Genomic DNA, 24,101 nt, shown 5'->3' with positions numbered 1-24,101 from the left:
TAACAGCCCTTACTTTTCTTCGATGGCTAATTCGTCTTTGGGCGGATGAATGGAAATTTCTTCGTTGTGATGCGATTCGCGCATAAACATTAAAAAACCTAAACCGATAATCACCAGAACCACCAGTATCACAATCACCAGAAAATACCAGGGCAAACCCTGTTGTGAAGCGTCGTTCGGATTATTGCCGCCGATTGAAAAGAGCACAAAGGGTCCGATGATTGTGCCAAGCAATCCGATTAACAGAGCGACACGGTCAAATTGATTTTCCTGGGGAATGTTGAGATGCCAACCGAGATAATTGCCCGCCGATGAAGCAAGAAGAGCGAGAATAAAGTAAAGAAAGGTTTGCCCGGAAATTGACCAGCGACCCGACGCATCGTTTATCCAGTTCGCCATAAAATAATGTGTGCCGCCTTCGCCGGAAACCGCCAGCACCAGAATGCTGAGAATCAGTGTCAATAGGGTAACGCTTGCCGAATCGATTAAGCTGAGTTCATCACTCATTAACCCGACGATAAAACCGCCGGCAAAAAATGCCCCTAAAGTTAAAGCGAAAAGCAGAAGTAAGGTAATACCGGATGGAGACGTGGTCGCCGCTTGATTAAAAAACACCAGACTGGCAACAAACGATATGAGAGCCTGTGATCCAAAAGTGAATCCAAGCCCGATCAGCATACGCTTGGTTTGGCGGTTCATATACACGCTCCTAAGCAGCTTGATGTTTTCATCCCAATTTTATTCGGCTGCTATCTCTACCCCTCAAGTGAGCCAATGGTAGACCGATAGAAAGCGCGTGTCAAAGCGATTTTAAAGCGCCGGGAATCAGGTGAGTTAAGCAACTCCGAAGAAGCGCAGACCTTGAACGGTGAGTGAAGAGATGACGTAGCCAAGCCCCGTGTAAAAGAGCAACTGCAAGCCTGCCATGCGCCACGAATTGGTTTCGGCGCGAACCACCGATACCGTCGAAAGACATTGCAGTGAAATGAAGAAGAAAATGATTAACCCGATGACGCTTGACGGCGTGAAAACTTTTTGCGAACTGTTTTCAAAGGTCGCTTCGCGCATGCTTTCAAGCAAGCCTTCCTGCTGTTTTTCTTCATCTTCGCTATCCGAATGAAAGACAATCGCCATCGTCGACACGAAAACTTCGCGGGCTGCAAATGCGGAAACCAATCCGACACCAACGCGCCAATCCACACCCATCGGTTTCAGCGCGGGTTCCATCGTCTGCCCGATTTGTGCTGCAAAAGAGTGGTCGAGGTCGCTTGGTGAAATGATAGGTGCAGGCTTGCCATCTTCTCTTGGAGGTTGATGCGAACCGAGTCCGAAATTTGAAAGTATCCACAAAATCGCAGAGATAATGACAATTGGCATTCCGGCTTTTTTCAGATAGGCAGAAGAACGCGACCAGGTGATTTTCAGCGTCGGTTTAAGTAGCGGTTTGCGATAGAGCGGCAATTCCATTGCGAGCATCGAAGCCGTTTGTTTGCGAACCAAAAACTTGCTCACCAGCCCTGCGGTCACTGCTCCTGCCAGTAAGCTCGAAACATAAATCGCCGCAAGCGCAAGTCCCGCTTTGCCTGCGCCGCCCGGCAGCAACGCCGCCAGCAAAAGCGCATAAACCGGAAGCCGCGCGCTGCAACTCATCAGTGGAATAATCCAGATGGTCAGGAAGCGTTCGCGTTTTGAGGGAATGGTTCGCGCCGCAAGCACAGCCGGAATGGCGCAGGCAAATCCCGACAGCATCGGCACGAATGAACGACCGTGCAAGCCAAGCGCCGAAAGCGGGCGATCAACCAGTGCTGCGCCGCGCGACAGATACCCGGAATCTTCAAGCAAAGTCATCAGGAAAAACAGAATGATAATTTGCGGAAAGAAAACCGCTACCGCGCCGACCCCGCCGATGATGCCTTCGGCAATAAAGCGCGAAAAAATTCCTGCGGGCAAAATCGTCAAAACCAACTGTCCGGCTAAGGCAAACAACCATTCAGTCAAATCCATAAACGGCTGCGCCGCCCAGAAAATTGAGGCGAAAAGCGTACCCAGAATGATAAAGAAAATCGGAAAGCCAAAATAACGATGCAGAACAAAACGGTCGATGCGATTGGTAATTGAGTTATTTGCAACTTTAAGTTGTTTGCTTCTTTTAATGGCACCGCTTTCGTCTAATAACGTGCGGATTTGCTGATAGGCTACCACCGGCTCATTGGGAAGCTCTGCCAGAGCGAATTGTTGGCTCGCAGGGTTAGCGATGGCGCGACGCAGTTCAGCAATTAATTCTTCAACGCCCCACGAGGTGCGTCCATCAATCGGAATGACCGGGATACCCAAAGCTTCTTCTAACTTCCTGGCATTGATTGAAAGCCCCGCATCCGCGAGCAAATCCATCATCGAAAGAGCGATGACCAGAGGTTTGCCAAGTTTTGCGGCAAAGGCTGCGAATTTCAAATTGCGCTCTAATTGAGTCGCATCGACTAAAACAATTAACCCGTCGGGATGAATGGACGAATGCCGACCTTCGAGTACGCTACAGGAGAGTTCTTCTTCGGGCGAAGGCGCAACCGTGCTATGAACCCCGGGCAAATCGACAATAGTAATTTCATCGCCAAAGGTGGAAAGGGTTTTGCCTTTTGAGAGGGTGACGGTGACGCCAGCGTAGTTGGCTGTATGAAATCCGCCGCCAGTCAGTGCATTCATTAACGCGGTTTTGCCGACATTGGGAACCCCCGCGAGGCAGACGGTTAGCAGGCGGTCTTCGGAAATTGATGGCGGGGGTGCCGCTTTCGCGGGTTTTGAGTTAATCGTTTGAGAGGTTAAATCGCCAAGATGGGTTTTCACTACTGCACGCTAATCCAGGCAGCTTCGCGTCGTCTGAGCGCCAGTCGCATACCGCGTACTTCAACCACCAGCGGGTCGCCAAACGGCACCGATTGCACAACGGCTAACTCTTCGCCCGGTGTGATGCCTAAATCCAACAGCCGCCGACATTCAGTTTCGGGACCATCCAGACTCTTGATGCGACAAAACAGGTTATAGGGCACTTCCAGCAAATTCATACAAAACCTCTCAAATTATGAGTGCAAATTGAAAGTCATTTTCAAATTAATCATTGGAAGAATAGAAGGAAAGTAAGGATGTGTCAACAGAAAAATTTATTCCCGAGAATTAAAAACGGGGGCGTTGAATGCCGAGTTTTTTCATGCGACTGCGCAAAGTGTTGGGGTGCAGGTTGAGAATTTTCGCGGCACCGCGTTCGCCTTCAATCACCCACCCGACCTGCTCAAGCACCGTGAGAATGTGTTGACGTTCAACTTCATTTAGTGAAACGGTCGAAGATTTCACCTGCGGCATCGGTTGGGATGGCAAAGAGGATTGAGCAGTTACTACTGCGGATTGAACCTGTTGTGCAGGCGTTTCTTTAAGCGCGGTTGTCGAAGCCGCCATCGGCAACATGCCTTTTTCAAGATTGAGAATCGCGCTTTGCGAAACCACTACACCGCGTTCCAGAATGTTTTGCAGTTCGCGGATGTTACCGGGCCAGGAATAATCCATCAGCATCTGCATGGTTTCAGGCGCGATAGCGTTTATTCGCTTATTGAATTTTCTAGCAAACCGTGACAGGAAAAACATTGCCAGTTGCGGAACATCCGCAATGCGTTCGCGCAAAGCGGGTAAACGCATCGGAAAGACATTCAAGCGATAATACAAATCAGCGCGAAAACGACCGGCATGCACTTCATCTTCCATACTGCGATTCGTAGCCGCAATGACCCGCACATTAACCTTCACTGTGCGATTGCTGCCCACGGGTTCAAACTCGCCTTCCTGCAAGACGCGCAACAGTTTGACCTGAGTTTCTAACGGTAATTCACCAACTTCATCGAGAAAAATCGTGCCGCCGTCTGCGAGTTCAAACCTGCCGATGCGTTTATCAACCGCGCCGGTGAATGCGCCCTTGGTGTGTCCGAAAAGTTCGCTTTCCACCAGCCCGGCGGAAATTGCGCCGCAATTGACTTTTACCAGCGGGCGATTTTTTCGTTCGCTTAAATTGTGAATGGCGCGGGCAAAAAGCTCTTTGCCGGTTCCGGTTTCACCCAGAATCAACACCGTTGAATCGGTCGGGGCAACCTGCTCGACTTTATTGAGCACCGCCATCAGTGTTGGATGGTTACCAATGATTTCTTCAAAGTTATGTTCTTTGGTGATCTCTTCCTGCAGGTAAATGTTTTCTTCCTGCAAACGATTTTTTAAACGCTCGACCTCTTCCAGAGCTTTGCGTAATTCCTGTTCGGCTTTCTGACGTTCAAGTTCGGCAGCCGCCCGCGCCGCAAAAATTTTCAAAACATCCAGACCGCGCGGTTCATTCATCGGCTGGTCATCAAGTACCGCGAGATGCCCGATGAATTCGCCCGCCGAATTATACAGCGGCAACCCGATATAACTTTGCGCACCCAAATCAGCCAGTGCGGTTTCAAGCGGAAAAAGCTTTTGTACCTCTGTGGCATAAAAACTCTCTTCGCCTTGATAAACTTTTTCGCAGGTGGTGTTGCGCACATCGTATTCAAAATTTTCCGCAAACGCTTTGCCGTTCCAAAACGCCAGGGTTCGCGCGCGGGTTTTTTGCAGGTCGGCACATTCCGTCACCAGAGCGTATTTGACCGGAATAGCTTGCGCCAGATGTTGCACCATCGAATAAAAGAAATCTTTGCCGGTAACCGAGGCAGTGCCCTCGACGATTTCTTTTAAGGTGATTTCAGCGCGTTTATAAGGCGTGATGTCGCGCGAAACCGCAAGGATTTTTTCCGGTTTGCCCGTAGAATCAAAAATCGGATTGACGATGACATCCCACCATTTCGGATTGCCAGCCAGCGTCGGGCAAAAACCGACAAAGCGGGCGAGTTGACCGCGCCGCGCCGATTCAACCGCACGGACAGCCGTTTGATGATAGTCGCCTTCCCAGAAATTTACCCACAAACTGTATTGCAGCGGCGCAAAATCACAAATTTCCAGAACCGTCATCCCGCCTGCATTCATCGTCAGCAAACGCCCCTCGAGGTCTAAAACTTTTATACAATCCTGACTGCCTTCGATTAAACGTGATTTGAATTCTTCGCTCTCGCGTAAAGCCTCTTCGGTTTTTCGGCGTATTTCAACTTCAGCCTGCAATGTCGCATAGGCTTTGCGAAGGTCATCAAGCGAATCGAACGTCTGAGATTCCGGCATTGATGCGACAACACGATTATTTTGAAGGGGATGGTTTCCCATAGAGCGCCTCGGAAAAACACGTAAATATTAACAGCAAATTTTTAAGCCGGAAAAATTTTTATATTCATCAAACCGGAGTATTATCGCGCAACTGTATTCGCCTCGCATACTGCGCTATCGCTTTTTTGCTGTGGCAAACCATTCATTAAAGCAAAAACCAGAACGGCTAAAACGACTTCTGCAAGCACCGCGAACAATAAAACCCGCGCGCCAAGCTTTTCAAATAATTGCCCGACAAGCCAGGGTAAAATCATCGCGCCGAGGCTTGCCCCAACCAGAAAAAAGCCGGTGACCTGTCCGCTGATTTTCATGCGATTTTCGGCAAGCGCAAAAACCGAGGGAAAGATTGAAGCCATCGAAAGCCCAAGACCGATAGTTGCAATCAGCACCGCAGCAAATACGCCTGACCACACCAGAGCAATGAAGATGCTGATTAAACAACCTGCCAAATCTGCAAGCAAAATCAGGTGTGGCTTTACACGCGCGGCAATCGGAACCGCCAGCAACCTGCCAACTGTAAGCGCCCCCCAAAAAAGCGATGTTAAATAAGCAGCAACCGTTTCATTGCTCAAATTCATTTGCAAAACGAAACTATAAATCCAACTTCCGAAACTCACTTCCGCGCCAACATATAGACATAGAAAAAGCGCAATTAATAAAACCAGACGGTAATTGACCGGTTCTCCCCTTTGTTTGTGCGCGTGTGATCGAATCGGCGGACTGGCTGCACTGATTAACAAAACCGCCGCCGGTAAAACCAGTAAACCCAACGTCCAGTAGGGAACCGCAAGGTCATCTTTTATGGTGAGCGTTTGCGCGATGATGATAGGTGAAAGAAATGCGCCAACGCCGTAGAAAAAATGTAGCCCGTTCAAAAATGGCGCAACCCGCGAGCCATGCACCCAGACAATCAAAGTATTGGCTCCGGTATCAACCAAGCCTTCTGCTGCGCCTAAAAAAAGGATAACCGCAATCAACGCCCAGAGCGTGGGCATCAAGGGCACCAAAACCATGCTTGCTGCCATCGCCAACACCGCAAGCGCCATCAACCGGTGTCCGCGCAAGCGGTCATACCATTTGCCGCCGCGAAACGAAACCAGTAAAAAACCGAGCGAATGAAAGAATAAAACATTGCTGATGGCGCTTAAATCGGTATGCAGATGGCTTGCCAGTTTTGGCAAGGTTGGACCGATTGCGGCGGTGGTAAAGCCAAGCGTAATAAAAGCCACAAAATAAGCGCCGGTTTGCAAGGCTTTCAATTTGGTCGGGGGGATTGACATCGCCGCAATTGTCGCAGATGAATTCATAATCTGTCTTGCTCAAGCTGAGATTGTCGAAAACAGAAAGCGATAAAGACCTGGTTCAATGGTTATAAATATCTGTGAGACGAGCGCATTCATCAACCGGCGGTTCTACTTTTGTAACCTTGTCGTTGGTGCGTTCGCGAATCACATAAAGGCCGCGTTCAAGACGCAGCGCGCGATTATCGAAATGGCGCGGATTGGCATCAAAAATTTCTTCATGCAAGCCGTCTACGGTTACTGGAAAATCATCAACTCTCATCGTTTATACCTCTTTGTCGGATTGCAAACAGTGCGCGGACGGAAAAACCTTTGCGTCAAGATGCAAAAAATCCGCGTCACTGTCTGTTATTTAAATGCCGTCAGGTTGGAATATTATTCCAGAAGAGGAGAAGCGCGATATTTTCTAACGAATCATAACCCCATATTCAGATTTTGGTAAGTCTTTCGTAGCCCCTGACCCATAAAAATTGTAGAAACCCGTTTCACCAGACTTTGAAAACATTGCGTGAAACTTCTGCCGCGTGAAAGAAACCGGCAATGATAAACGACAGCACTAAAAATTTGCCGCCAATCAAGCCTTCGACAAGTGCCTTGCGGGTGATGAACCAGACGACAGGCGGATAGAAAATCAACGCCGTGAACACGCCCGGACAATAGCTGCGCGTGAAAAGCGTCGCGCCCACATGAAAAAAACTATTGAAAAACATTGCCGGCAGAAACATCACCGTAAAAAATATGAAGATTAAAATTTTATTCGGAAAGAATTGCAAAAGCATTGCCGCCAGAAAAGCCGTCACAATCCCTAAAGCATGAATGATGAGATATTCTCGAAAAGTATATTTTTCGGAAGCGTGCTGATTCGCCCACGCAGTGAAGCGGGGCAGTTCTTCCGCCACATGCAACATAAAAGCACAGGGAAAGAACCACACCGCTTCACGAAAACCGAGACTTGAAAAAAACTGCGCGAGCACTCCGATATTCATAACCACACATCAACGACTGGCAACCGTCGCTTTGATTTCCGGTTGATAAACCACAACCGAAGGGCGCGGCGACGCTTTCAAAGCGCGTGAAGCCGTGGTCATCGGACGAACCCCTGCGATGCCGAGTCGCATTCTGTAAAGACCGCTTCGCGCGCACAGATACAGGGTTTTGCCATCGTCGCCCCAGGCGAAATTGTGCGCATGTTTCGGCGCGATGATGGTGCCGAGGTGTTTGCCTTCGGGCGAAATCACCCATAGACCGCCGGGACCTGAAACGTAGAGATTGCCTTTCACATCTACCTTGATGCCATCAATGCCGTCTTCGCCTGCGGCATCGGTCATATCAAAAAAGAGCTTGCCATTTTTGAGCGTGCCATCCGCCTGTACTTCGTAACGCTGTATGACTTTGCCTTTAAATCCCAACTCGTTTACCGGTTCATCGTCAGGACGACGCGGTTGCACTAAACTCTGCGGCCAGTTGCCAACATAGAGATATTTTTCATCCGGCGAAAAGGCGATGCCGTTTGGTCCCGACAACTCACGACTCACAAGTTGCAGCTTGCCTTTGTAAATCGAATAGACCCCACTGTAGCGCAACTCCTTGCGCGGGTCGTTGAAGAATTTCGGGAAACCAAACGGCGGGTCGGTAAAAAATAAGGTTCCGTCCGAGCGATAGATTAAATCATTCGGGCTGTTCAAACGCTTGCCGTTGAAACTGTCGGCAAGCACGGTTTCGCTGCCATCTTTTTCCCTACGCACTACGCGATGATTGCCATGCTGGTTGATGGTAAGTCGTCCTTCGGGATCGAGCGTGAGTCCATTGGAGCCGGGTTGACCGTATTCGGCAATGTCTGCGCCGCTATAACCGCTCGGCGTTTTAAATACCTCGAGCTTTCCGGCGTTCATTCCATCGGGGGCGTATTTGTAAATGATGTTGCTGTTCGGGTCGCTGAACAGTAACCCATCACCCGTCCACACCGGACCTTCAGTGAATTTGAAACCTTCCGCGAGTTTAAAAATTTTCGGATTCGCGCCAACGATTTCATCGATTGCCGGGTCCAGGCGTTTCACTTCAACATTGACTTCCTGCGGCGTGAGCGCGAGGGGTTCGGTTGCGCCTTGGTAAAATTCCAATTTCGCATAACGCAGCCAGATGAAGTTGGTCGGGGGATTCGATATGGGCCCGTTGATGCCAAACACCGCAAGTTGAATTTTCTGACCGGGACGGAGGTTGCGCCCAACGATTAAACGATTGGCGGCGTTCCAACCGGCTACGACTGAGCCGCCCATCTGACCAAGCGCCCGCGTGAGTTCGCCATCCACCCAGATTTCCGCGTAATCATCAAGCGAAGTCTCGAATACAACGGTTGAACCGGTTGGGTCGAACCCGTCAATCCGTTCGGGAATGGTGATATTGATGCGATACCAGTTGAACCAGATGCGCCCGTTGCCGCGCCGTTTTTCAAGCGAAGTCGCAGGGATGACTTCCCACTTTGAATCATCGAAATCCGCGCCGCCGGCTTTCGGCGTGTAATCGTAAGTTTTTACCATAGCGCCGGTCGGTTGATTGTCCGCGCCTGCTGCTTTGAAATCCGTTTCAATAATTTTGGTGTCGCTGTAACGCCACTCGCCTTTAACCAACTTCGCGCCTGCATCGGTCGCGAGATTAATCATCGCTTCGGGTTTGCCGGTTGGCGCATTAGCCGAAGTCTGTGCCTTGACGACAGTAGTCGCAAGCATCAACGAGGCAATTAAAACTTTGAGCAATTTCATTAGGGTTTCTCCTTTGTGACCTTTCTAATGCAGGTTTCGCTTCCTGAAAAAATAGTTCTGCGTTCGGTTTCTCTGCGCCGCCTTTGCGACCTCTGCGCCTCTGCGGTGAAAAGGCTCTGGTTCAACGAACATTGAGGATTATCCAATCGGATTGAAATGAACGGTTTCGCATTCACAACAATCCGTCTAAGGGCTTAGCTATTGAATCCGGTAAGCTTTCAAGTCCCTCTAATCAATGCTCTTTAACCGCAGAGGCGCAGAGAACACAGAGGCGGCGCAGAGAAGAGTTGCCGCTGGGTTTAATTTACAAAATCACCAGACGGTATGCTCAATTTATCGCGCTTTGACGACGTAATAGAGGACGGGTCCTTTAATCGCTTTGAACCAGTGCGGCGTGCCTGCGGGAACGATGATGACATCGCCTTTGGAAATTTGACGTGTGTCACCGCCCTGAATCTCTTTGCCGCGAATTTCATCCTGAGCAATGGTTTTGGGTTCAATCACCGTGCCGCCGGTGACAAAGGTCGCTTCGCCTTCGAGCACATAAATGATGTCTGCGTCTTTCGTATGCAATTCGGCAATGCCGGGCGCTTCGCGGCGACTGGCGTGAACCATATATTTTTCATTGTTATTAAATAGCACAGCGCCTTTAGCAAATGCCGCCGACACTTTCTCTTTTTCAAAATAGGAAACCGAGGCGTTGACCATGCCGGTTTCGGGATTGGTGTCGAAAGCCTTGGCTCCGGCAACCGCGAGGTCTTCATCTTGTTGGGCTGAGGCTGCGCCGCTTACGCCAATAGCGCCGACGATTTGCCCGTCAATGACAATCGGCACGCCGCCCTGCAATGGGGTGAAAAACGAATCGGGCAAAGCGACCATCGCCGTGCGCCCGTTTTTGATGATGTCTTCAAAAGCTTTGGTCGGGCGTTTGAAAAGCGCGGCGGTGCGGGCTTTGCCGATAGAGATAGTCGCGCCGGCGGCGAAGGTCCCGTCCAATCGTTCAAGCGCCATCAAATTGCCGCCATCATCGACGACGGCAATCACCCCGCCGGGCGCGTTGAGGCGTTTGCCTTCAGTGACGGCTGCGGCAATGACGCGCTTTGCGCCATCTAAGGTGAGAGTTTTCTTTTCGGCGATTTGTGCTTGCGCGATGACCGATGACATCGCCAATAGCAGAATAACTGAAAATGACTTCATTAAATTTTTCATTTTTATTTTTCTCCTTCTGTACAAATACTCAGTGTTAATGGGTAAACAAACGGCACGTTTTTTGGTGCGCTGCATTTTGCGTTCAATGTTACTTCCACTCTCTTAATCACAGAAAATTTCAAGATTATTCCCGAAAACCGCCGGAGAAAATTAAGTAAATCAAGGCGCAAAAAAGCGTCGGGACTTTGTGAAATCCCGACGCTAAAAGTTGTGTCCAGGTTAAAGCAGTGATGAATTATTCGGCATTGATTACATCACTTCTTCAGGCGTAATTGTCACTTTGAACAATTCGCCATTCTTGCCATAGAACACAGACTTTTTCTCTTTATGAACTTTGCCGTTTTCATCCGTGCCGGTGTTTGCGCCTTTTTGACGCGGCGCTTGATTTGCGCCGACGCCCGGCTCTTCGTTCACTTCGGTTCCGGCATCATAGAGATTGAACATTCGCGTAATGTCGCCGCTCAAGGCTTTGCCATTGTTGAACAGATCAATGCCTGCGGGGGCATTGGCGTAAAACCAGTCATTGGATTGACCGAACATGGTGATGACCGAAAGGTGCATTCCCGGTTCGGCTTTGAAGGTGAATTCATAAGCGCCGCCCGGCAAAATCGGCGCGGGAGCGTTTGCGCCCACCGGCGTATTGAAAACCCCATGCGCCATTTTGTCATGATGCCCTTCGAGATATTCAATCAAGCCGGTCGGGTTGCCATCTTCGGCTTGCATCTCTAAACCGTTATAAGCTTTGTTACCTTCTTTGAACAGCCGCACTTCATTGCGATGCACGACCCACATGCCGGGCGACAACGCGAAAGGCCACTTGCCGCCGTCTTTGGCATTTTGACCATCTTTGTCGGAAACATTTTCAATGCGAACTTTGAAAGTTACTTCCTGTCCTTTGCGGACACTCACGGTTGCGCCTTCGGTAGTGACGACGCTGCCATCTTTCATCTTGAGCGTGTACCTGGTCTGGGCGCTTGCCTTGATGGATAAGAGACTGGTGCTGATCAGCGCGAGAAAGACAAAAAAGCCGACGAAAAGTTTGGTGGATTTGAAACTCATTTGTGTGATCTCCTTTGTTAATAAATTGTTTTTAATTTCAGGCGTTGTCGCCTTGCATTTGATCGCCGCAAAAAATGCAGCGATAACGGTTCTGGTGATGCAGCTTGGCGCATCCCCGATTGGGTTTGCCGTCAAACCGCAGATAAACTTCGGCTGCGAGTAGCATGCCGATGGGGGGAGCCAGGAAATAAATCCACAACGTTGTCCAGGTTTCGGCAAAAATTGCTGAAGCCAGGGTGCGCGCCGGATTCATGCTCATTCCTGAAAACGGGTCTTCAACGGTGATGTAAAGCGCCACCAGGAAGCCTACGAAAAGCCCCGTAAATCTGCCGAGTTTTTCACTGCCGGAAACTCTCAGCACTATGGAAATCAAAATAAAGGTGATAATTATTTCAGCAATGAAAGCAAAAATTTTGCCGTGAGTGCCGGGCACCGTCGCGACATAATTGACCGCCGGATGCGATAAAAATTTGCCAATCGCTAAAACCGAAATCAACACACCAATCGCGCCGCCGATAAATTGGGCGATGGCATAAAAAATGAAATCGGTGCCGGTGACTTTGCCGAGGCGATAAAACGTGAGCGTCGTCGCAGGATTCACATGCGCGCCCGATTGTTTTCCCCACGGCGAATAAATATTCAGAATCGCTGTGAGTCCCATCGCCGTGCCCATCAACATTCGACGAAGCGTGGCATCGGGAAGCGCTTGATGAACCGGCGAATGGGGATGCGCGAGCAGCGTTCCGAACAGGCACGCCGAAATCATAAATAGACAAAGCCCCCAGGCTTCCATCAGATATTCGGGTAAGTGTTTGCGCATCACCTGCGATTTGAGTTCGCGGGTTGGTGAATGCGCGACATCGGTAATCAAGTCGCCTTCTCTTGCGATCACCAGTTCGGATTGTTGATTTTCGATATTCATAAAACTTAACCTGTAACTCCCGTCAGGCGATTGGTCTGACGATTTCAAACACACGACTACCGACAAGCCGATTGCCTGTAAACCTCAATCCAAAACTATTGTGAATCTCAGGCGAGACTGAGCACCGAATTTAAGCCGCCGAAACTATCGGGTTCTTTCATCAAATTTGACGGGTCTTCAATCCAGCGATGGCGATTGACGACAAATTTATAACGGTACTCGCCGGGTGGTGGTGGCGCGATTGCCACTCGCCAGATGCCATCGGTTACTTTTTCAAAAACGGTTTGCGTCGGATTCCATTGATTAAAATCGCCAACGATGGCAACCTGTTCTGCGGCGTCATCGTGATAGGCAAAGACCAGTCGCCCTTCTTCAATGCGCGGCGAAAATAATTCATTATCATCCAGTATATGGGTTTCGATTTTCGCCTGTTCGACGGCGCGGCGCGCATTCAACATACCGAAACCTTGACGAATCACATCGGTATCGGGAATGCGGTCGGCGGTTGAAATCAAAATATTTTTCACTGCTGCGGGCGTCAACCTGGGATTTGCTTCAAGCATTTGCGCAACGACCGATGCAACAACGGGGGTGGCAAACGAAGTGCCGTCCACATGTTGATAATGGGTTGCCACGATTTTGCTGTCGCGCAAACACACTTCAACTAAAGCGCGAATGGTTTGCGGCGTGTGTTCGTAGAGCTTGCCCGGCAGTTCCGACCTTTCCCAGAGTTCGGTGGCAAAGCCGTGCAATACGCATTCCGGGTTGCAGGCGAGTTCAATCAAACTCTGCAATAAATAATCGGGCGCGGTTGCCAGATGCGACAACGCCTCCGCGCGTTTGTAAGCGTCGGTGTTGGGAAGAATCGGCGCGGCGACCCACATCGCAGGGGCGATGATTTCTGGTTTGACTAACCCATCAACCGTCGCGCCGAAATTTGAGCAATATAAATCGGGGCTGGAATTGTGCAATTCATTGTTGTCATCGTAACCGCCAACCGTGATGACCGAAGGCGCACTCGCCGGCGGAATCGGATGCGGGTCATTTGCGCAACCCGAATTCCCTGCGGCAACCACTAACACCAAACCGGCTCCCACAGCCAACTCTGCGGCTTGGTTCACGGCGCTTTCATTCAACGCAACATCCGCGTCACCGCCAAGCGACATACTCACGATGCGAATATTGTAGCGCTCCTGATTTTCGATGACCCAGCGCAAACCTTGAACGATTTGCTCGTCGGTGATTCTTCCCTGACGACTGACTTTCACTAAAACGACACCGGCATCACTTGCCAGTCCGCGATAAATGCCATCGGAAAGAAAACCATTGCCGCATGCCGCAACCGAGGTCTGAGTGCCGTGCCATTGCCACGCTTGCGCAGGGGCGTTGGTGTTTAAACTGGCTTGTGGATTGGTGACATCGTGATAGGCGATGATGCGATTCACTGGTTCAACCAAATCCGCGTGTGGATAAAACCCTGAATCGAGAATGGCGATGGTCACGCCTTTGCCGGTGTATTCGCCTGTTGCCTGCAAACGTTCAGGCGTCGGTATGACCGCATAGCGATTCGGCGTGTGCGCGTGTTCGTGTTGTGCTGGTTTGGCGACCATAGCCCTCCAAAAAATCAACTTTCGTGTACAACCCAATAATCCCGGATGAGTGATGAATTATTCCTGAGTGAAAAAATTATTGAAGGGGTTTATCGAGGATAATACGGAAAATCATCAGGCAGGTTAGTGAGGGTTGATACGGAAAGTCATGGCGTCCATCCGGCAGGTTGATTTCCCGGCGGGGAAATTCAATTAGCGGAAGAGAACGAGTGGCATTCCAGACAGCTTTGCAGCAAGCGGATTTTTCGGATGATAGTGATTCAAGTCGTGGTTGCCGCAACCAGGCGCTTCGCATCTTTTTCAACCAGAAACCAGACCGCTAAAGCCATCAACCCGGCGGCAATAATATAGACGATGCCGTTTGAAGCAATCGAATAACTCAATCCCCAACGGGTTGATGCAAAACCAATGGCAATCGGCGCAATCGCGCCGCCGCCCCACCCGACGGCAATCATGATTCCGGCGGCAGTGGCGCGTGAACGCGGGCGCACCACATCGTAAAGCGAGGCAAAGATGTTCGCGTCATAGATGCCTTTGAAAAATCCAAACCCGGTCATGCCTAAAATCAGAAGCGGAATTGAAAACGTCCAGCCGGTGAGAAAAATAAACGGCGCGCCGCAAACCAAGCCAATCATCTGCGCCGCCATGCGTCCGCTGGCTTTACGTTTGGCTAAGTAATCGGCAAGCGCCCCGCCTGTGAGTACGCCAAGCACGCTGGCGATTTGAATGAACGCCGTTCCCGTGAGTCCCGCCATCGCCAGATTCATTGCAAATTTCTCTTTTAAAAACGACGGCATCCAGGTCAAAAAAACCATCGCGACAAAATTTGCCCCGAAAAACACCAGCATTAACGCGACCGCCGTTGGCGTGCGTAAAAGTTCCGGCAACACTTCACCCACCGGCAAAGGTTTTTCTTCGGGTGTTGAAGTTGCGCCCGACAATTCATTTTCGCCGCGTGCGGGTTCGCGAATGAACTTCATCAACACCATCGCCAATAAAATTCCGAGCGCGCCGAAAATATAAAACCCCAGTCGCCAGCCGTAATATTCCGCCATAAATCCGGCGAATGCGCCGCCGCCGATGGTTCCCGCATAGACGCTTGATTGATGCAAAGACATTGCCCGCGAACGTGTCTCTTTACTGTGATAATCGCTGATTAAAGACATCGAAGCGGGAAAGTAAAAGGCTTCGCCGAAGCCTTCAGCGGCGCGAAAAAAGACGAGATGCCAGAAAGCTGTCGAGATGCCGGTCAGTCCCGTGACCAGACTCCAGAAAGCCAATCCCACAAGAATCAAATTTTTGCGACGAAAGCGATCTCCAATTAATCCCGCGACCGGCGCAAACGCCGCATAGACCCACATAAACGAAGACCCGATAATCCCTTGTTGGGCTTTCGATAAACCCATCTCCTGTTCAAGCAGGGGAAAAACCGAAAAGATTGCCTGCCGGTCAGCGTAGTTGAAAAAACAGACGAACCAGAGCATGAAAACAATGAGCCATTTATATTTCATAAGTCTTGTGAGTCCAGCGAGTCTTACCAGCCTGACGAGTCTTGCCAGTCGTGATTATCGAATCGTTAAAAAAAATTGTTGATGAACTGTTGATGATACGAATTGCCTTTAAGCGTTTTTCGCTTGCCACTTTTCCCAGAGCCAGAAACCGAAAGTCGGCGCGTAAACCGCCAGCCCAAGCCAGATTGGAACACCCGGATAGAAAAGCGGCGTAAACCAGAGGCAGTAAAGTAACACACTCGCGCCGGTCAGATATAGCCAACTCACACGCGGCGCAAAACAGAGAAACGGCAAAATCCACGCATAATACCAGGCATAACGCGGCGTCACTAAAAAAAAGTAAAGCCCGATTAAACTCACTGCGGCGCGCACGACATCCATTACATCGCGCTTATTGGTGAGCGCAATTTTTATTACTAACCAAATGAGCAATGCCGCTGCAATGATTAAAAAAATGGCGGTTGGTAAAGGCATGATTTTTCTTACGAGTACGAGTAGAAAATAACGTGAGCCATTGCCGATGAAGCCTTCTTCGCTGGCTTCGTTCGATAGCGAACCGAAAGCTTTGACGCCGACATTCAAATAAGGCAGATAGACCAGAATAACCGTGACCACAAACGCCGTGAGCATTTTCAGGTTGGCTTTATTCAATAGCGCGACGTTCAGTTTTTTTATCAGGGAAGCTTTCGCCAACGGTATCGTTGAAGATGAAAATTGCGCATAGAAAAACGCCGGTAACAGTAACGCCGGATAAAATTTGACCATTGTGGCAAGCGCGATGGCGATGCCGGTGAGCGCGGGTTTTTGATAACTCCACGCCAGCATTGCCAGTGCGAGAAAAACAATAAAACCCGAATCAATATGCCCGGTGTGAGCGCCTTCATAAATCAACAACGGATGCCACGCAAAAATGATTGCCAGTACCGGCGAAAGCTTGGCGCGCATCAGCGTCAACATTAAAGCTAAAATTGCCAGCAAATCGAAAATCGCCATCAGGGTTTTAAACCCCGTAACGTTTGACGCCTCGATTTTATAAGCCGCAAAAAAAATCATTTGAGCGACGGGCGGATACGGCGTGCGCACAAAATCGCTGCGATTGATAAAGGGGTAAATTTTATCGTCGCGCAAGGCAGCGAGTTCCGGCGCAGATGGCGCGTAAAGATAAGGATTGATACCTGCGGCTTGCACTCGTCCATCCCAGACATAGCGATAAACGTCGGTCGAGAGATAAGGTTTTTGCGCGACCAGGTCGAAACGAAACATCGCCGCGAAAATCAACACGATGCTGGCGAGTAACAAATTCAGGTTGCGGGTTGTCGGTGTGAGTTTTCGCGTGGCGAAAAAACAGGCAAGCAAATAAATCGCCAGTTGCCCGATGAACAGCGCCGTGTAACCCGATATACCTTGAATGAAGCGGTGTAAATCTCGCGCCCAGTGGTAGAGCGAGAAACTTCCTGCGCCGATGAGGGTGAGTGTGATGGCTAAAACGATGGGTGAAAATGTGCGCCGCGAGGTGGTGATTTGTTGCTGGCTTGAAGTCAGTGTTTGTGCCATTTACCTTGCGGTTCAGTCTTTCAGATTGATTTCAAGGTTGCAACCCCTGGGTTCGACGGCTGGCGATTTGATAAAGCTTCAAAACCGCCTCTTCATCCGGGAGTTCAATTTGCAACGTCGCATGAGTGATGCCGAATTCCGAATGCAATTTATTTTGCAAGGCTTCAAGGGTGGCTTTGTACTGAGCCGAGGCATCGATGCAAACGTGCGCCGAGAGCGCGTCTTTGCCGGAACTGATGGTCCAGATGTGCAGGTCGTGAACATCCGTGACGCCTTGAACTTCGTGCAAGGTATCAATCACCGAGCGCACATCAATATGCGGCGGGGTGCCTTCAAGCAAAATGTTGACCGACTCTTTGATGAGTTGCCAGGCGCTGAAAATAATCAATAGGCACATCAGCACGCTGATAATCGGGTCAGCGATTTTCCAATCAAGCAGCCAGATTAAAACGCCTGCAACGATAGCGCCGATGGAACCGAGCGCGTCGCCTATGACATGTAAAAATGCGCCGTGCATATTGAGATTTGTCGATGATGCCGAATGCAAAAGCCAGGCGCTTACGGCATTCACGCCAAGCCCGCCGATGGCAATCAGCATCGCTTGAAAGCCCGCGACCGATTCGGGGTGTTTAATGCGCTGCAACGCTTCGTAAAAAATCAACAGGGAAATCACCACCAGCGCCACGCCGTTGGCGAGCGCCGCGAGAATTTCCAGACGATAGTAGCCATAAGTTTTTCTGACATTCACCGGGCGCGAAGCAAACCACATGGCAAATAATGCAAGCATCAAAGCCGCGACATCCGTAAACATGTGCCCGGCGTCCGAAAGCAAAGCGAGCGAATTCGAGAGCCACCCGCCAATCGCTTCGGCAAGCATATAGACGAGCGTCAAAGCGAGCACAAAACTCAGTCTGCGCCGATTGCTGCCTGGCGTGTGCGCGTGATGATGTTCGTCGTGGTCGTGTTGATGCATGGCAAATTTTTAAAGCGCCTGAGCGACCGCGTTGCAATCCGGTTACACGGATGCGCAAACGCCGAATTTATGATTGCGGCAAGCGCGTCGATTGCCAGGCGACCATCTGCCAGCGTCCGTCTTTTTTCACATAGACAGTGGTGAAGCGGATTTTTAAGGCAATGGATTGTCCGGCATTGACGACCCGAATATCGCTCGTGCCGCGCATCACTGCCGTATTGCCATAAACGTTCACCGTTACATCGCTGTGGTTCATGGATTCATAGCGAATGGAACCGGTTTTCACTGAGTTTAAAAAATCAGCCTTTGATTCGACGCGGGCGTTTGAATGTGTATAAACCAGATCGTCGGAAAACATCTGTTCGAGTTTTGTCGTATCGCCTTTGGTCACCGCATCGACGCGCGCTTGTTCCAGTTTCAGGATTTCCTTCTCAACCTTGTTTGAGGTTTGTCTGCTTGTGATTCGAGCAGAAGCGGAACTCGCAACTAACATGATGAACGCAATGATTAACAATGTCCGTTTCATATTGGTTAATCCTCAAAGTAAAGAATAGATGGTGATGGCGGGTTTGTCAGTACCGCAGGCTAACGTGGGCGGTACTGACAAAACATGATTATTTCACGCCGAGCAATTCAATCTCGAAAATCAACGTGGCGTTTGGCGGAATCACCCCGTTGCCTGCGCCACGCGCGCCGTAACCGAGATAGGCGGGGATGATGAGTCGACGTTTGCCGCCGACCTTCATACTCATCACGCCCTCGTCCCAACCTTTAATCACGCGACCGACGCCGATGGGTGTGTTAAACGGTTGTCCACGGTCAACCGAACTGTCGAATTTTTTGCCGTCTTCAAGCGTCCCTGTGTAATGCACGGTGACGGTTTGTCCGAGGCGCGGACTCGCGCCGTTGCCTTCGACCAGGTCGATATATTTGAGTCCCGATGGTGTAGTGATTTCCGTCGTGCCATCCGATTTTTTAACTTTTACCAATCCGACTTCATTTGATGCGGTCAGTTGCGAACTCACGGCGAGCCAGCGTCCGTTGCGTCTGGCAAACACATCCGTGAAGCGATATGCGCCGGTGATGCTTTGCCCGTTATAACTGCCCTTGACGACTTCGCCGCCATTGACCACAGCAGTGGTGCCATAGACGCGCACCTTAAATTCGCTGAACTCGATAGATTCAAATTTGAACGCGCCGGATTTTATATCTTCAAGGGTTCCGGCTTTGTCTGTGGTTTTGCCATCCGGGTCAATGATGAAATAGTCATCGGCAAGAATTAAATTCAACGCCTTCACATCGCGCTCAATCATCGCTTTCACCCAATCTTCTTCGAGCTTTTTAAATTGCGCTTGTCCGCCGGTGGTCGCGGCTTTCACAGGTTTTGCGCCGGCGCTCTTTTTTTGCGCGAAAGCCACAGTTGTTAAAGCGATAGTGAGAATGAGAAGCAAAGAGAGTCGTTTCATGAAGTTTCCTTAATCGAGAGGCTTGGTTAATAGCCCGCCCACCAAACAAGAGGCAACCGGTAAATCCGAAAATGCCCGCGCTCAGGTTTGGGCTATGGATTACTTTGCGTTGACCACTTGAGAGGCGACGCCGCCGATGTGCAGCAACCGGTGATTGGAAAAACCAATATCGGCGGCTTTGTATAAATCATCAATCAAACTGTGTCCGTATCGCGCCAGCAGATAAAAAATATTCAACTCGCGCTCCTGGTAATTTTTATTCGGCATCAGGGTTGTGTAAGCGCGTTCGACCTGACGGAAAGTGGTTTCCTCGCGACGCGCGCTCGCGTGAATGAAGCGCGTTCTGAGATGTTCGATTTGATAGAGAATTTTTTCCCGCGATTTTTTCAACGAATCAGCAAGCGAGGCATCGGCTTTGGCAAGCGCAACTTCGAGTTTATTCAACTGCTCATTGCAGAGTTTTTCGGTCTCTTCAAAAAGTTGCGTGGTGCTGCGATCCAGGCTGTTTTCAACGACCTTGGTGATGGCTACGTGCAGGCTCTCGAAAAAATCGCTCAGATGCAGGTTGTATTTCTCCATCGTTTTGTGGTGACGACCTTCGATGATGGTGAAACTGGCGCGCGGCAACACACACGGCAGCGGTCTTTCCAGCACTTCGTAAACCGCGCGCAGTTGCGCGAAGTAAGCAAGCTCGGCGGGTCCGCCGATGTATGCAGCGGTCGGCAACAGATAATCCTGCACAATGGGTCTAAGGGTCACATTCGGGCTGAAACAATTCGGGCAATGCGCGGCAAGTTGCGCCAGTTCATCCTGAGCGAAAGATTTTTCCGAACCCTTCACATAAAAACGCCCATCGTGATGAGACATGGCGACGCGACGACCGTCATCGAGGATGAACAGCGGAACCATCTCTTCGGAAACATTGACTTGTGCATGATAGCCTGCGGCGACGAGCGCGTGGCTGCGTTCTACAAGCGCGTGGGCAATCTCCGAAGTTTTTTCAATGGCTTTGGCATAAAGCGGCGCTGCGATTTGTTTCAATCCTTCATCAGCCGGGTCGAGCAAAACGACGCCATATTCTTTAAAGAGGTGCGCCATCAGCTTTGAAAAAGCGACGGCAAAACCTGTGCCTTCCGCGTAACTTTCTCTGAGCATCTGTTCGATTTCCGGCAAAAATTCCGAGGGCGGCAGAAAAGATAAAAATTCATCAATGCTTTTATTGATGTTGGCGTCGAGGGTGATTTTGCCAACCGGGATTTCGTGCGGCAGATTTTCGGGTTCGTACTGAATGGTTTGCAAATGCCCCTCGGTATCAATGGTGCGCGCCCATTTCACCTCTTCAAAATCATGGTCTTCGCTGGCAATCCAGAAAACCGGCACCGCCTCGACACCCTGTTCGCGCAAACAGGCTGCGAGTTTGACGACCGTCAAGGCTTTGTGAATGGTGTAAAGCGGCCCGGTGAAAAGCCCCGCCTGTTGCCCCGTGATGATGGCAACCGAGTCGGGATTGCGAAGCATTTCAATGTGTTTGAAGGTCAGTTCCGATGAGCCTGCCAGTTTGTTGATGCGAGTCAGGGCATCGGCTAAACGAGCGCGGTCATAATCGAGTTTGCCGACCCGCCGCGCGTGTTCGGCGAGCGGCGAAATTTCTCTGCCAAAATCTGTGTAAAACTCTGAAACTTTTTCATAGTCATACAAAAAATCTTTAAAGAGTTTTGAGGTGCGTGGAATTTCCGTAAAGCGCAAGGCATCCTGTTGTCGGTTAGCAGCAGATTCGAGATTTTTACAATCGGGGTCATTTTTCAAAGCGTCCATTAAAAATCCTTTTGTTTTAGTGTGTGCCGGGTTTACGACTTTTTCTCAACCTGAATTTGATTAAATGTTGTGTTTGTTTTTTCACATCTTTATATTTCTCATCGTCCTCTGCGCTTACTTTGATGTGCTCTGCGAGAGGAACCACAGAAGGTTTCGCAAAGGTCGCAGCATCATCAACATTCATTTCAAAATCAGCGTATCTAGAACTTTTTAATTTCTTTCTTCTTCAATTTATTCCAGACCAGGGAACAACCCTGATTCCCGCAAGATTGATTTTAGCTTATGGCTTTCGGTTTCGCTCACCGCAAGAAGCGGCGCGCAAGGCAGTCCGCCGTGATAGCCCAAAATTTGCAGCGCGGTTTTGAGTCCTGCAACCCCGAGTCCTGCGGTGACGATTTGCGAAACCGGCGCGAGGCGTTTTTGTAATTCTCTGGCGCGCTCATGATTTCCCGCCTCGACGGCTAAAAACAAATCTACGCAGGCTTGCGGGGCAATGTTCGCGACCGCCAGCACTGCGCCCTTTGCGCCCATTGCCAGCGCCGGATAGAGAATACTGCCATTGCCGACAAAGACCGCGAAATCATCAGGCACCAGACGCAGAGTTTCAATCATCGCCATCATATTGCCTGAACTGTCTTTCAAACCGATGATGTTTTGATGTGCGGTAAGCGAGGCAATGGTTTTGGCTTCAATAACCACACCGGTATTTTGCGGCACGTTATAAATCAACACCGGAAGCGGCGAGGCGTCGGCAACCGAAGTGAAAAAATTCGCCAGCACCGGTTGGGTCATCGCGCCTTTGTAAAAATAGGGCGTCACCACCAGCGCCGCATCCGCGCCCGCGTCCTGAGCGGCGTGAATGGCTTCCAAAGCAGCGCGGGTTGAAAATTCGTTGATGCCTGCAAGGATAGTGTGATGCGCGGTGGCGGCGCGTTTTACGGTAGCGATGACCTCGCGGCGTTCTTTTGAGGAGAGATGAACGGCTTCGCCGTTTGAACCTAAAGCGAGATAACCGGCAAGCCCGGTTTCGTTATAACGCGAAACATTTTTGGCGAGACTGGCTAAATCGAGATTGCCCGCCCCGTCAAAAGGCGTTGCCAGCGGGGGCATAATTCCTGTGAGTTGTAACATGAAGCGTCCGACCTTTCAGCAACCAAAATATATCTGGATTATACGGGCGGCAATAGGGCAACGCAATGTGAGAGACTTTATGAGCTGAAACTCGCCCTTGCTCAAAGCGGTTTATGAATGTGATTGGCAACAAACTGCAATTCTCTAATGCGAAAATGCACAACTTCAAAATTTGAAACACAAAGCGGCTTGGAGAACTCTCGTGGGGGGCGTTCAAGGTCGCGTTGAATGATAGCTTGAGGAGTGGTGAGACTGTTTGAGTCGGGCGCTTCTCAGGGTCAGGCAGTGGTCGCCATCAAGGTGATGAGGCTGCAAACCAACGGCAACCGGTTATCCGCGGATAACCTTTGTCTTTGATGGAAACCGAAATTCTTTTGATGAATACTGAATAACCCTGAGGCGCTTCCAAAGTAATTTTCAAAGCCCATTGATTTGTACCTGGCTTTCAGGCAAAGCCAGGTACAAATCAATGGGTTTATCTATCCGCGCTTGCCGAGCGTATAAGTTTCAGCGATAAGAAGCGCGTGTTGGTTCGGAAATCGCGCAAAGCACATCGGCGATAGCCCGACGTTCGCCCTGTCCCGGATAATTCCCAGCGTGTTGGACTATATCACTCTGACTGACAATCCCGATGAGCCGGTCACGGTCATCCACAACTGGAATGCGCCTGACCTGATGCTGAGACATGGTATGCAAACAGCCTTCAAGCGAGTCATTGGCATGACAGGCAAACGCTTCATCGGTCATACAATCTTCAACAGAGGTTTGCCTTGGGTTCATCCCACGCGCCACCAGCCGCATGGTGATGTCACGATCCGTAATCATGCCAATCAAACGTCCCCTGTTATCAATCACCGGCAATGCGCCACAATCGCATTTTTGCATTACCTGTGCTGCCTGTTGAATGGAATCCTTGGGATGTACAACCGCCGGATTGCCGGTCATCAAATCAACGACACGCCAATTGTAAATGTCATAAGGGTATTGTGACGAGGCGCGTTCGTCCCATCGTCTGCGCCGTTCCGCCTGCTCATCGCCCAACCATGAACGTACCTCATCCGTCGCGCGATTAAACAATCCACGTTCAGGTGATGAACGTCCATCCTCATCACGCAATCTCCGCCTATAGTTCTGGTCTTCTTCCTCCGCGTAGCTGCGACCAAAGCGCCCACGCTCATAATCAGAATAACGTGTAGCCATTATTTTACTCCTTTCTTTCGCTGACCAATCCATTGATCCTCAGCCGAACCGCCGGACATCGCCAAAATTTGCAAATTATCTCAAAGGCTAGGGTACTTTGTGTGCCCAACAATAAGCCTTTGTAATTTTTATCCTCAGAGGATTGCCCCAGATTGAAAGTTCTGAGTCTGGTTTGCTTGTGGTTCGGTCAAAGACCTAATTGAGGCGTGGTCATAAATGCTAAGACCCGCCAATAGAATAATAACCGCGCTTGAGCATAGCCAAAGCGCGGTTGACTCCGTAGTATCTCATTTTCCACAAATCGAAACTTTGGAGATGATGAG

At 50.1% G+C, this 24,101-nt stretch carries 20 protein-coding genes; all 20 read right to left on the bottom strand.

What is annotated here, in order from left to right:
- Positions 1 to 9: 9 nt before the first annotated feature.
- Positions 10 to 699 carry a hypothetical protein gene (locus AB1757_08325; protein MEW6127030.1) on the bottom strand — a complete coding sequence of 230 codons (690 nt, stop codon included), beginning with the start codon at positions 697 to 699 and terminating at the stop codon, positions 10 to 12.
- Positions 700 to 834: 135 nt separating this feature from the next.
- Positions 835 to 2,841 (bottom strand): ferrous iron transporter B, encoded by a 2,007-nt coding sequence (locus tag AB1757_08320; GenBank protein ID MEW6127029.1) that lies wholly within the window; start codon positions 2,839 to 2,841, stop codon positions 835 to 837.
- Positions 2,841 to 3,059: a ferrous iron transport protein A gene (locus tag AB1757_08315; protein MEW6127028.1), complete on the bottom strand. Its 219-nt coding sequence runs from the start codon at positions 3,057 to 3,059 to the stop codon at positions 2,841 to 2,843. The genes AB1757_08320 and AB1757_08315 overlap by 1 nt, the downstream gene beginning before the upstream one ends.
- A 109-nt stretch (positions 3,060 to 3,168) precedes the next feature.
- On the bottom strand, positions 3,169 to 5,268 hold the full coding sequence (locus AB1757_08310) for a sigma 54-interacting transcriptional regulator (protein MEW6127027.1): 2,100 nt from the start codon (positions 5,266 to 5,268) through the stop codon (positions 3,169 to 3,171).
- An 80-nt stretch (positions 5,269 to 5,348) separates the two neighbouring features.
- Positions 5,349 to 6,575: an MFS transporter gene (locus AB1757_08305; GenBank protein MEW6127026.1), complete on the bottom strand. Its 1,227-nt coding sequence runs from the start codon at positions 6,573 to 6,575 to the stop codon at positions 5,349 to 5,351.
- A gap of 55 nt (positions 6,576 to 6,630) precedes the next feature.
- Positions 6,631 to 6,831 (bottom strand): hypothetical protein, encoded by a 201-nt coding sequence (locus AB1757_08300; GenBank protein MEW6127025.1) that lies wholly within the window; start codon positions 6,829 to 6,831, stop codon positions 6,631 to 6,633.
- A gap of 223 nt (positions 6,832 to 7,054) precedes the next feature.
- Positions 7,055 to 7,555 (bottom strand): HXXEE domain-containing protein, encoded by a 501-nt coding sequence (locus AB1757_08295; GenBank protein MEW6127024.1) that lies wholly within the window; start codon positions 7,553 to 7,555, stop codon positions 7,055 to 7,057.
- 9 nt (positions 7,556 to 7,564) lie between these two features.
- Entirely contained in the window at positions 7,565 to 9,328 is a 1,764-nt protein-coding gene (locus tag AB1757_08290) for an SMP-30/gluconolactonase/LRE family protein (protein MEW6127023.1), read from the bottom strand.
- 333 nt (positions 9,329 to 9,661) lie between these two features.
- On the bottom strand, positions 9,662 to 10,537 hold the full coding sequence (locus tag AB1757_08285) for a heme-binding protein (GenBank protein MEW6127022.1): 876 nt from the start codon (positions 10,535 to 10,537) through the stop codon (positions 9,662 to 9,664).
- Positions 10,538 to 10,786: 249 nt separating this feature from the next.
- The gene (locus AB1757_08280) at positions 10,787 to 11,596 is read right to left on the bottom strand and encodes a spondin domain-containing protein (protein MEW6127021.1); all 810 of its coding nucleotides are present in this window, start codon (positions 11,594 to 11,596) and stop codon (positions 10,787 to 10,789) included.
- 37 nt (positions 11,597 to 11,633) lie between these two features.
- Positions 11,634 to 12,518, bottom strand: a complete 885-nt coding sequence (locus AB1757_08275) for an aquaporin (protein ID MEW6127020.1) — start codon at positions 12,516 to 12,518, stop codon at positions 11,634 to 11,636.
- 107 nt (positions 12,519 to 12,625) lie between these two features.
- Positions 12,626 to 14,128, bottom strand: coding sequence for a S8 family serine peptidase (locus AB1757_08270; protein MEW6127019.1), 1,503 nt, complete (start codon positions 14,126 to 14,128; stop codon positions 12,626 to 12,628).
- A 260-nt stretch (positions 14,129 to 14,388) separates the two neighbouring features.
- Positions 14,389 to 15,639, bottom strand: coding sequence for an MFS transporter (locus tag AB1757_08265; protein MEW6127018.1), 1,251 nt, complete (start codon positions 15,637 to 15,639; stop codon positions 14,389 to 14,391).
- 108 nt (positions 15,640 to 15,747) lie between these two features.
- The gene (locus AB1757_08260; GenBank protein ID MEW6127017.1) at positions 15,748 to 17,193 is read right to left on the bottom strand and encodes a glycosyltransferase 87 family protein; all 1,446 of its coding nucleotides are present in this window, start codon (positions 17,191 to 17,193) and stop codon (positions 15,748 to 15,750) included.
- A 31-nt stretch (positions 17,194 to 17,224) separates the two neighbouring features.
- Positions 17,225 to 18,166, bottom strand: coding sequence for a cation diffusion facilitator family transporter (locus AB1757_08255; GenBank protein ID MEW6127016.1), 942 nt, complete (start codon positions 18,164 to 18,166; stop codon positions 17,225 to 17,227).
- Between the two features lie 67 nt (positions 18,167 to 18,233).
- Positions 18,234 to 18,692: a nuclear transport factor 2 family protein gene (locus AB1757_08250; GenBank protein ID MEW6127015.1), complete on the bottom strand. Its 459-nt coding sequence runs from the start codon at positions 18,690 to 18,692 to the stop codon at positions 18,234 to 18,236.
- A gap of 88 nt (positions 18,693 to 18,780) precedes the next feature.
- Positions 18,781 to 19,632 carry an FKBP-type peptidyl-prolyl cis-trans isomerase gene (locus AB1757_08245; GenBank protein MEW6127014.1) on the bottom strand — a complete coding sequence of 284 codons (852 nt, stop codon included), beginning with the start codon at positions 19,630 to 19,632 and terminating at the stop codon, positions 18,781 to 18,783.
- Positions 19,633 to 19,731: 99 nt separating this feature from the next.
- A complete protein-coding gene (bshC, locus tag AB1757_08240) occupies positions 19,732 to 21,447 on the bottom strand; it encodes a bacillithiol biosynthesis cysteine-adding enzyme BshC (GenBank protein MEW6127013.1) in 1,716 nt (571 codons plus the stop codon).
- 231 nt (positions 21,448 to 21,678) lie between these two features.
- On the bottom strand, positions 21,679 to 22,578 hold the full coding sequence (locus tag AB1757_08235; protein ID MEW6127012.1) for a dihydrodipicolinate synthase family protein: 900 nt from the start codon (positions 22,576 to 22,578) through the stop codon (positions 21,679 to 21,681).
- A gap of 507 nt (positions 22,579 to 23,085) precedes the next feature.
- A complete protein-coding gene (locus tag AB1757_08230; GenBank protein MEW6127011.1) occupies positions 23,086 to 23,778 on the bottom strand; it encodes a CBS domain-containing protein in 693 nt (230 codons plus the stop codon).
- Positions 23,779 to 24,101 lie beyond the last annotated feature (323 nt).

The organism is Acidobacteriota bacterium (genome assembly GCA_040754075.1).
GTDB lineage: Bacteria > Acidobacteriota > Blastocatellia > UBA7656 > UBA7656 > JBFMDH01.
The sequence above is the reverse complement of the archived record's forward strand: the minus strand, read 5'-3'. Positions and strand labels throughout refer to the sequence as shown.

What these genes read in the sequence shown, in the direction of transcription:
- AB1757_08275 (MEW6127020.1), bottom strand. Translation starts at nt 12,518, where the DNA reads ATGAATATCGAAAATCAACAATCCGAACTGGTGATCGCAAGAGAAGGC.
- AB1757_08285 (MEW6127022.1), bottom strand. Translation starts at nt 10,537, where the DNA reads ATGAAAAATTTAATGAAGTCATTTTCAGTTATTCTGCTATTGGCGATG.
- AB1757_08250 (MEW6127015.1), bottom strand. Translation starts at nt 18,692, where the DNA reads ATGAAACGGACATTGTTAATCATTGCGTTCATCATGTTAGTTGCGAGT.
- AB1757_08315 (MEW6127028.1), bottom strand. Translation starts at nt 3,059, where the DNA reads ATGAATTTGCTGGAAGTGCCCTATAACCTGTTTTGTCGCATCAAGAGT.
- AB1757_08325 (MEW6127030.1), bottom strand. Translation starts at nt 699, where the DNA reads ATGAACCGCCAAACCAAGCGTATGCTGATCGGGCTTGGATTCACTTTT.
- AB1757_08300 (MEW6127025.1), bottom strand. Translation starts at nt 6,831, where the DNA reads ATGAGAGTTGATGATTTTCCAGTAACCGTAGACGGCTTGCATGAAGAA.
- AB1757_08290 (MEW6127023.1), bottom strand. Translation starts at nt 9,328, where the DNA reads ATGAAATTGCTCAAAGTTTTAATTGCCTCGTTGATGCTTGCGACTACT.
- AB1757_08230 (MEW6127011.1), bottom strand. Translation starts at nt 23,778, where the DNA reads ATGGCTACACGTTATTCTGATTATGAGCGTGGGCGCTTTGGTCGCAGC.
- AB1757_08260 (MEW6127017.1), bottom strand. Translation starts at nt 17,193, where the DNA reads ATGGCACAAACACTGACTTCAAGCCAGCAACAAATCACCACCTCGCGG.
- AB1757_08265 (MEW6127018.1), bottom strand. Translation starts at nt 15,639, where the DNA reads ATGAAATATAAATGGCTCATTGTTTTCATGCTCTGGTTCGTCTGTTTT.
- AB1757_08235 (MEW6127012.1), bottom strand. Translation starts at nt 22,578, where the DNA reads ATGTTACAACTCACAGGAATTATGCCCCCGCTGGCAACGCCTTTTGAC.
- bshC (MEW6127013.1), bottom strand. Translation starts at nt 21,447, where the DNA reads ATGGACGCTTTGAAAAATGACCCCGATTGTAAAAATCTCGAATCTGCT.
- AB1757_08310 (MEW6127027.1), bottom strand. Translation starts at nt 5,268, where the DNA reads ATGGGAAACCATCCCCTTCAAAATAATCGTGTTGTCGCATCAATGCCG.
- AB1757_08255 (MEW6127016.1), bottom strand. Translation starts at nt 18,166, where the DNA reads ATGCATCAACACGACCACGACGAACATCATCACGCGCACACGCCAGGC.
- AB1757_08305 (MEW6127026.1), bottom strand. Translation starts at nt 6,575, where the DNA reads ATGAATTCATCTGCGACAATTGCGGCGATGTCAATCCCCCCGACCAAA.
- AB1757_08245 (MEW6127014.1), bottom strand. Translation starts at nt 19,632, where the DNA reads ATGAAACGACTCTCTTTGCTTCTCATTCTCACTATCGCTTTAACAACT.
- AB1757_08295 (MEW6127024.1), bottom strand. Translation starts at nt 7,555, where the DNA reads ATGAATATCGGAGTGCTCGCGCAGTTTTTTTCAAGTCTCGGTTTTCGT.
- AB1757_08270 (MEW6127019.1), bottom strand. Translation starts at nt 14,128, where the DNA reads ATGGTCGCCAAACCAGCACAACACGAACACGCGCACACGCCGAATCGC.
- AB1757_08280 (MEW6127021.1), bottom strand. Translation starts at nt 11,596, where the DNA reads ATGAGTTTCAAATCCACCAAACTTTTCGTCGGCTTTTTTGTCTTTCTC.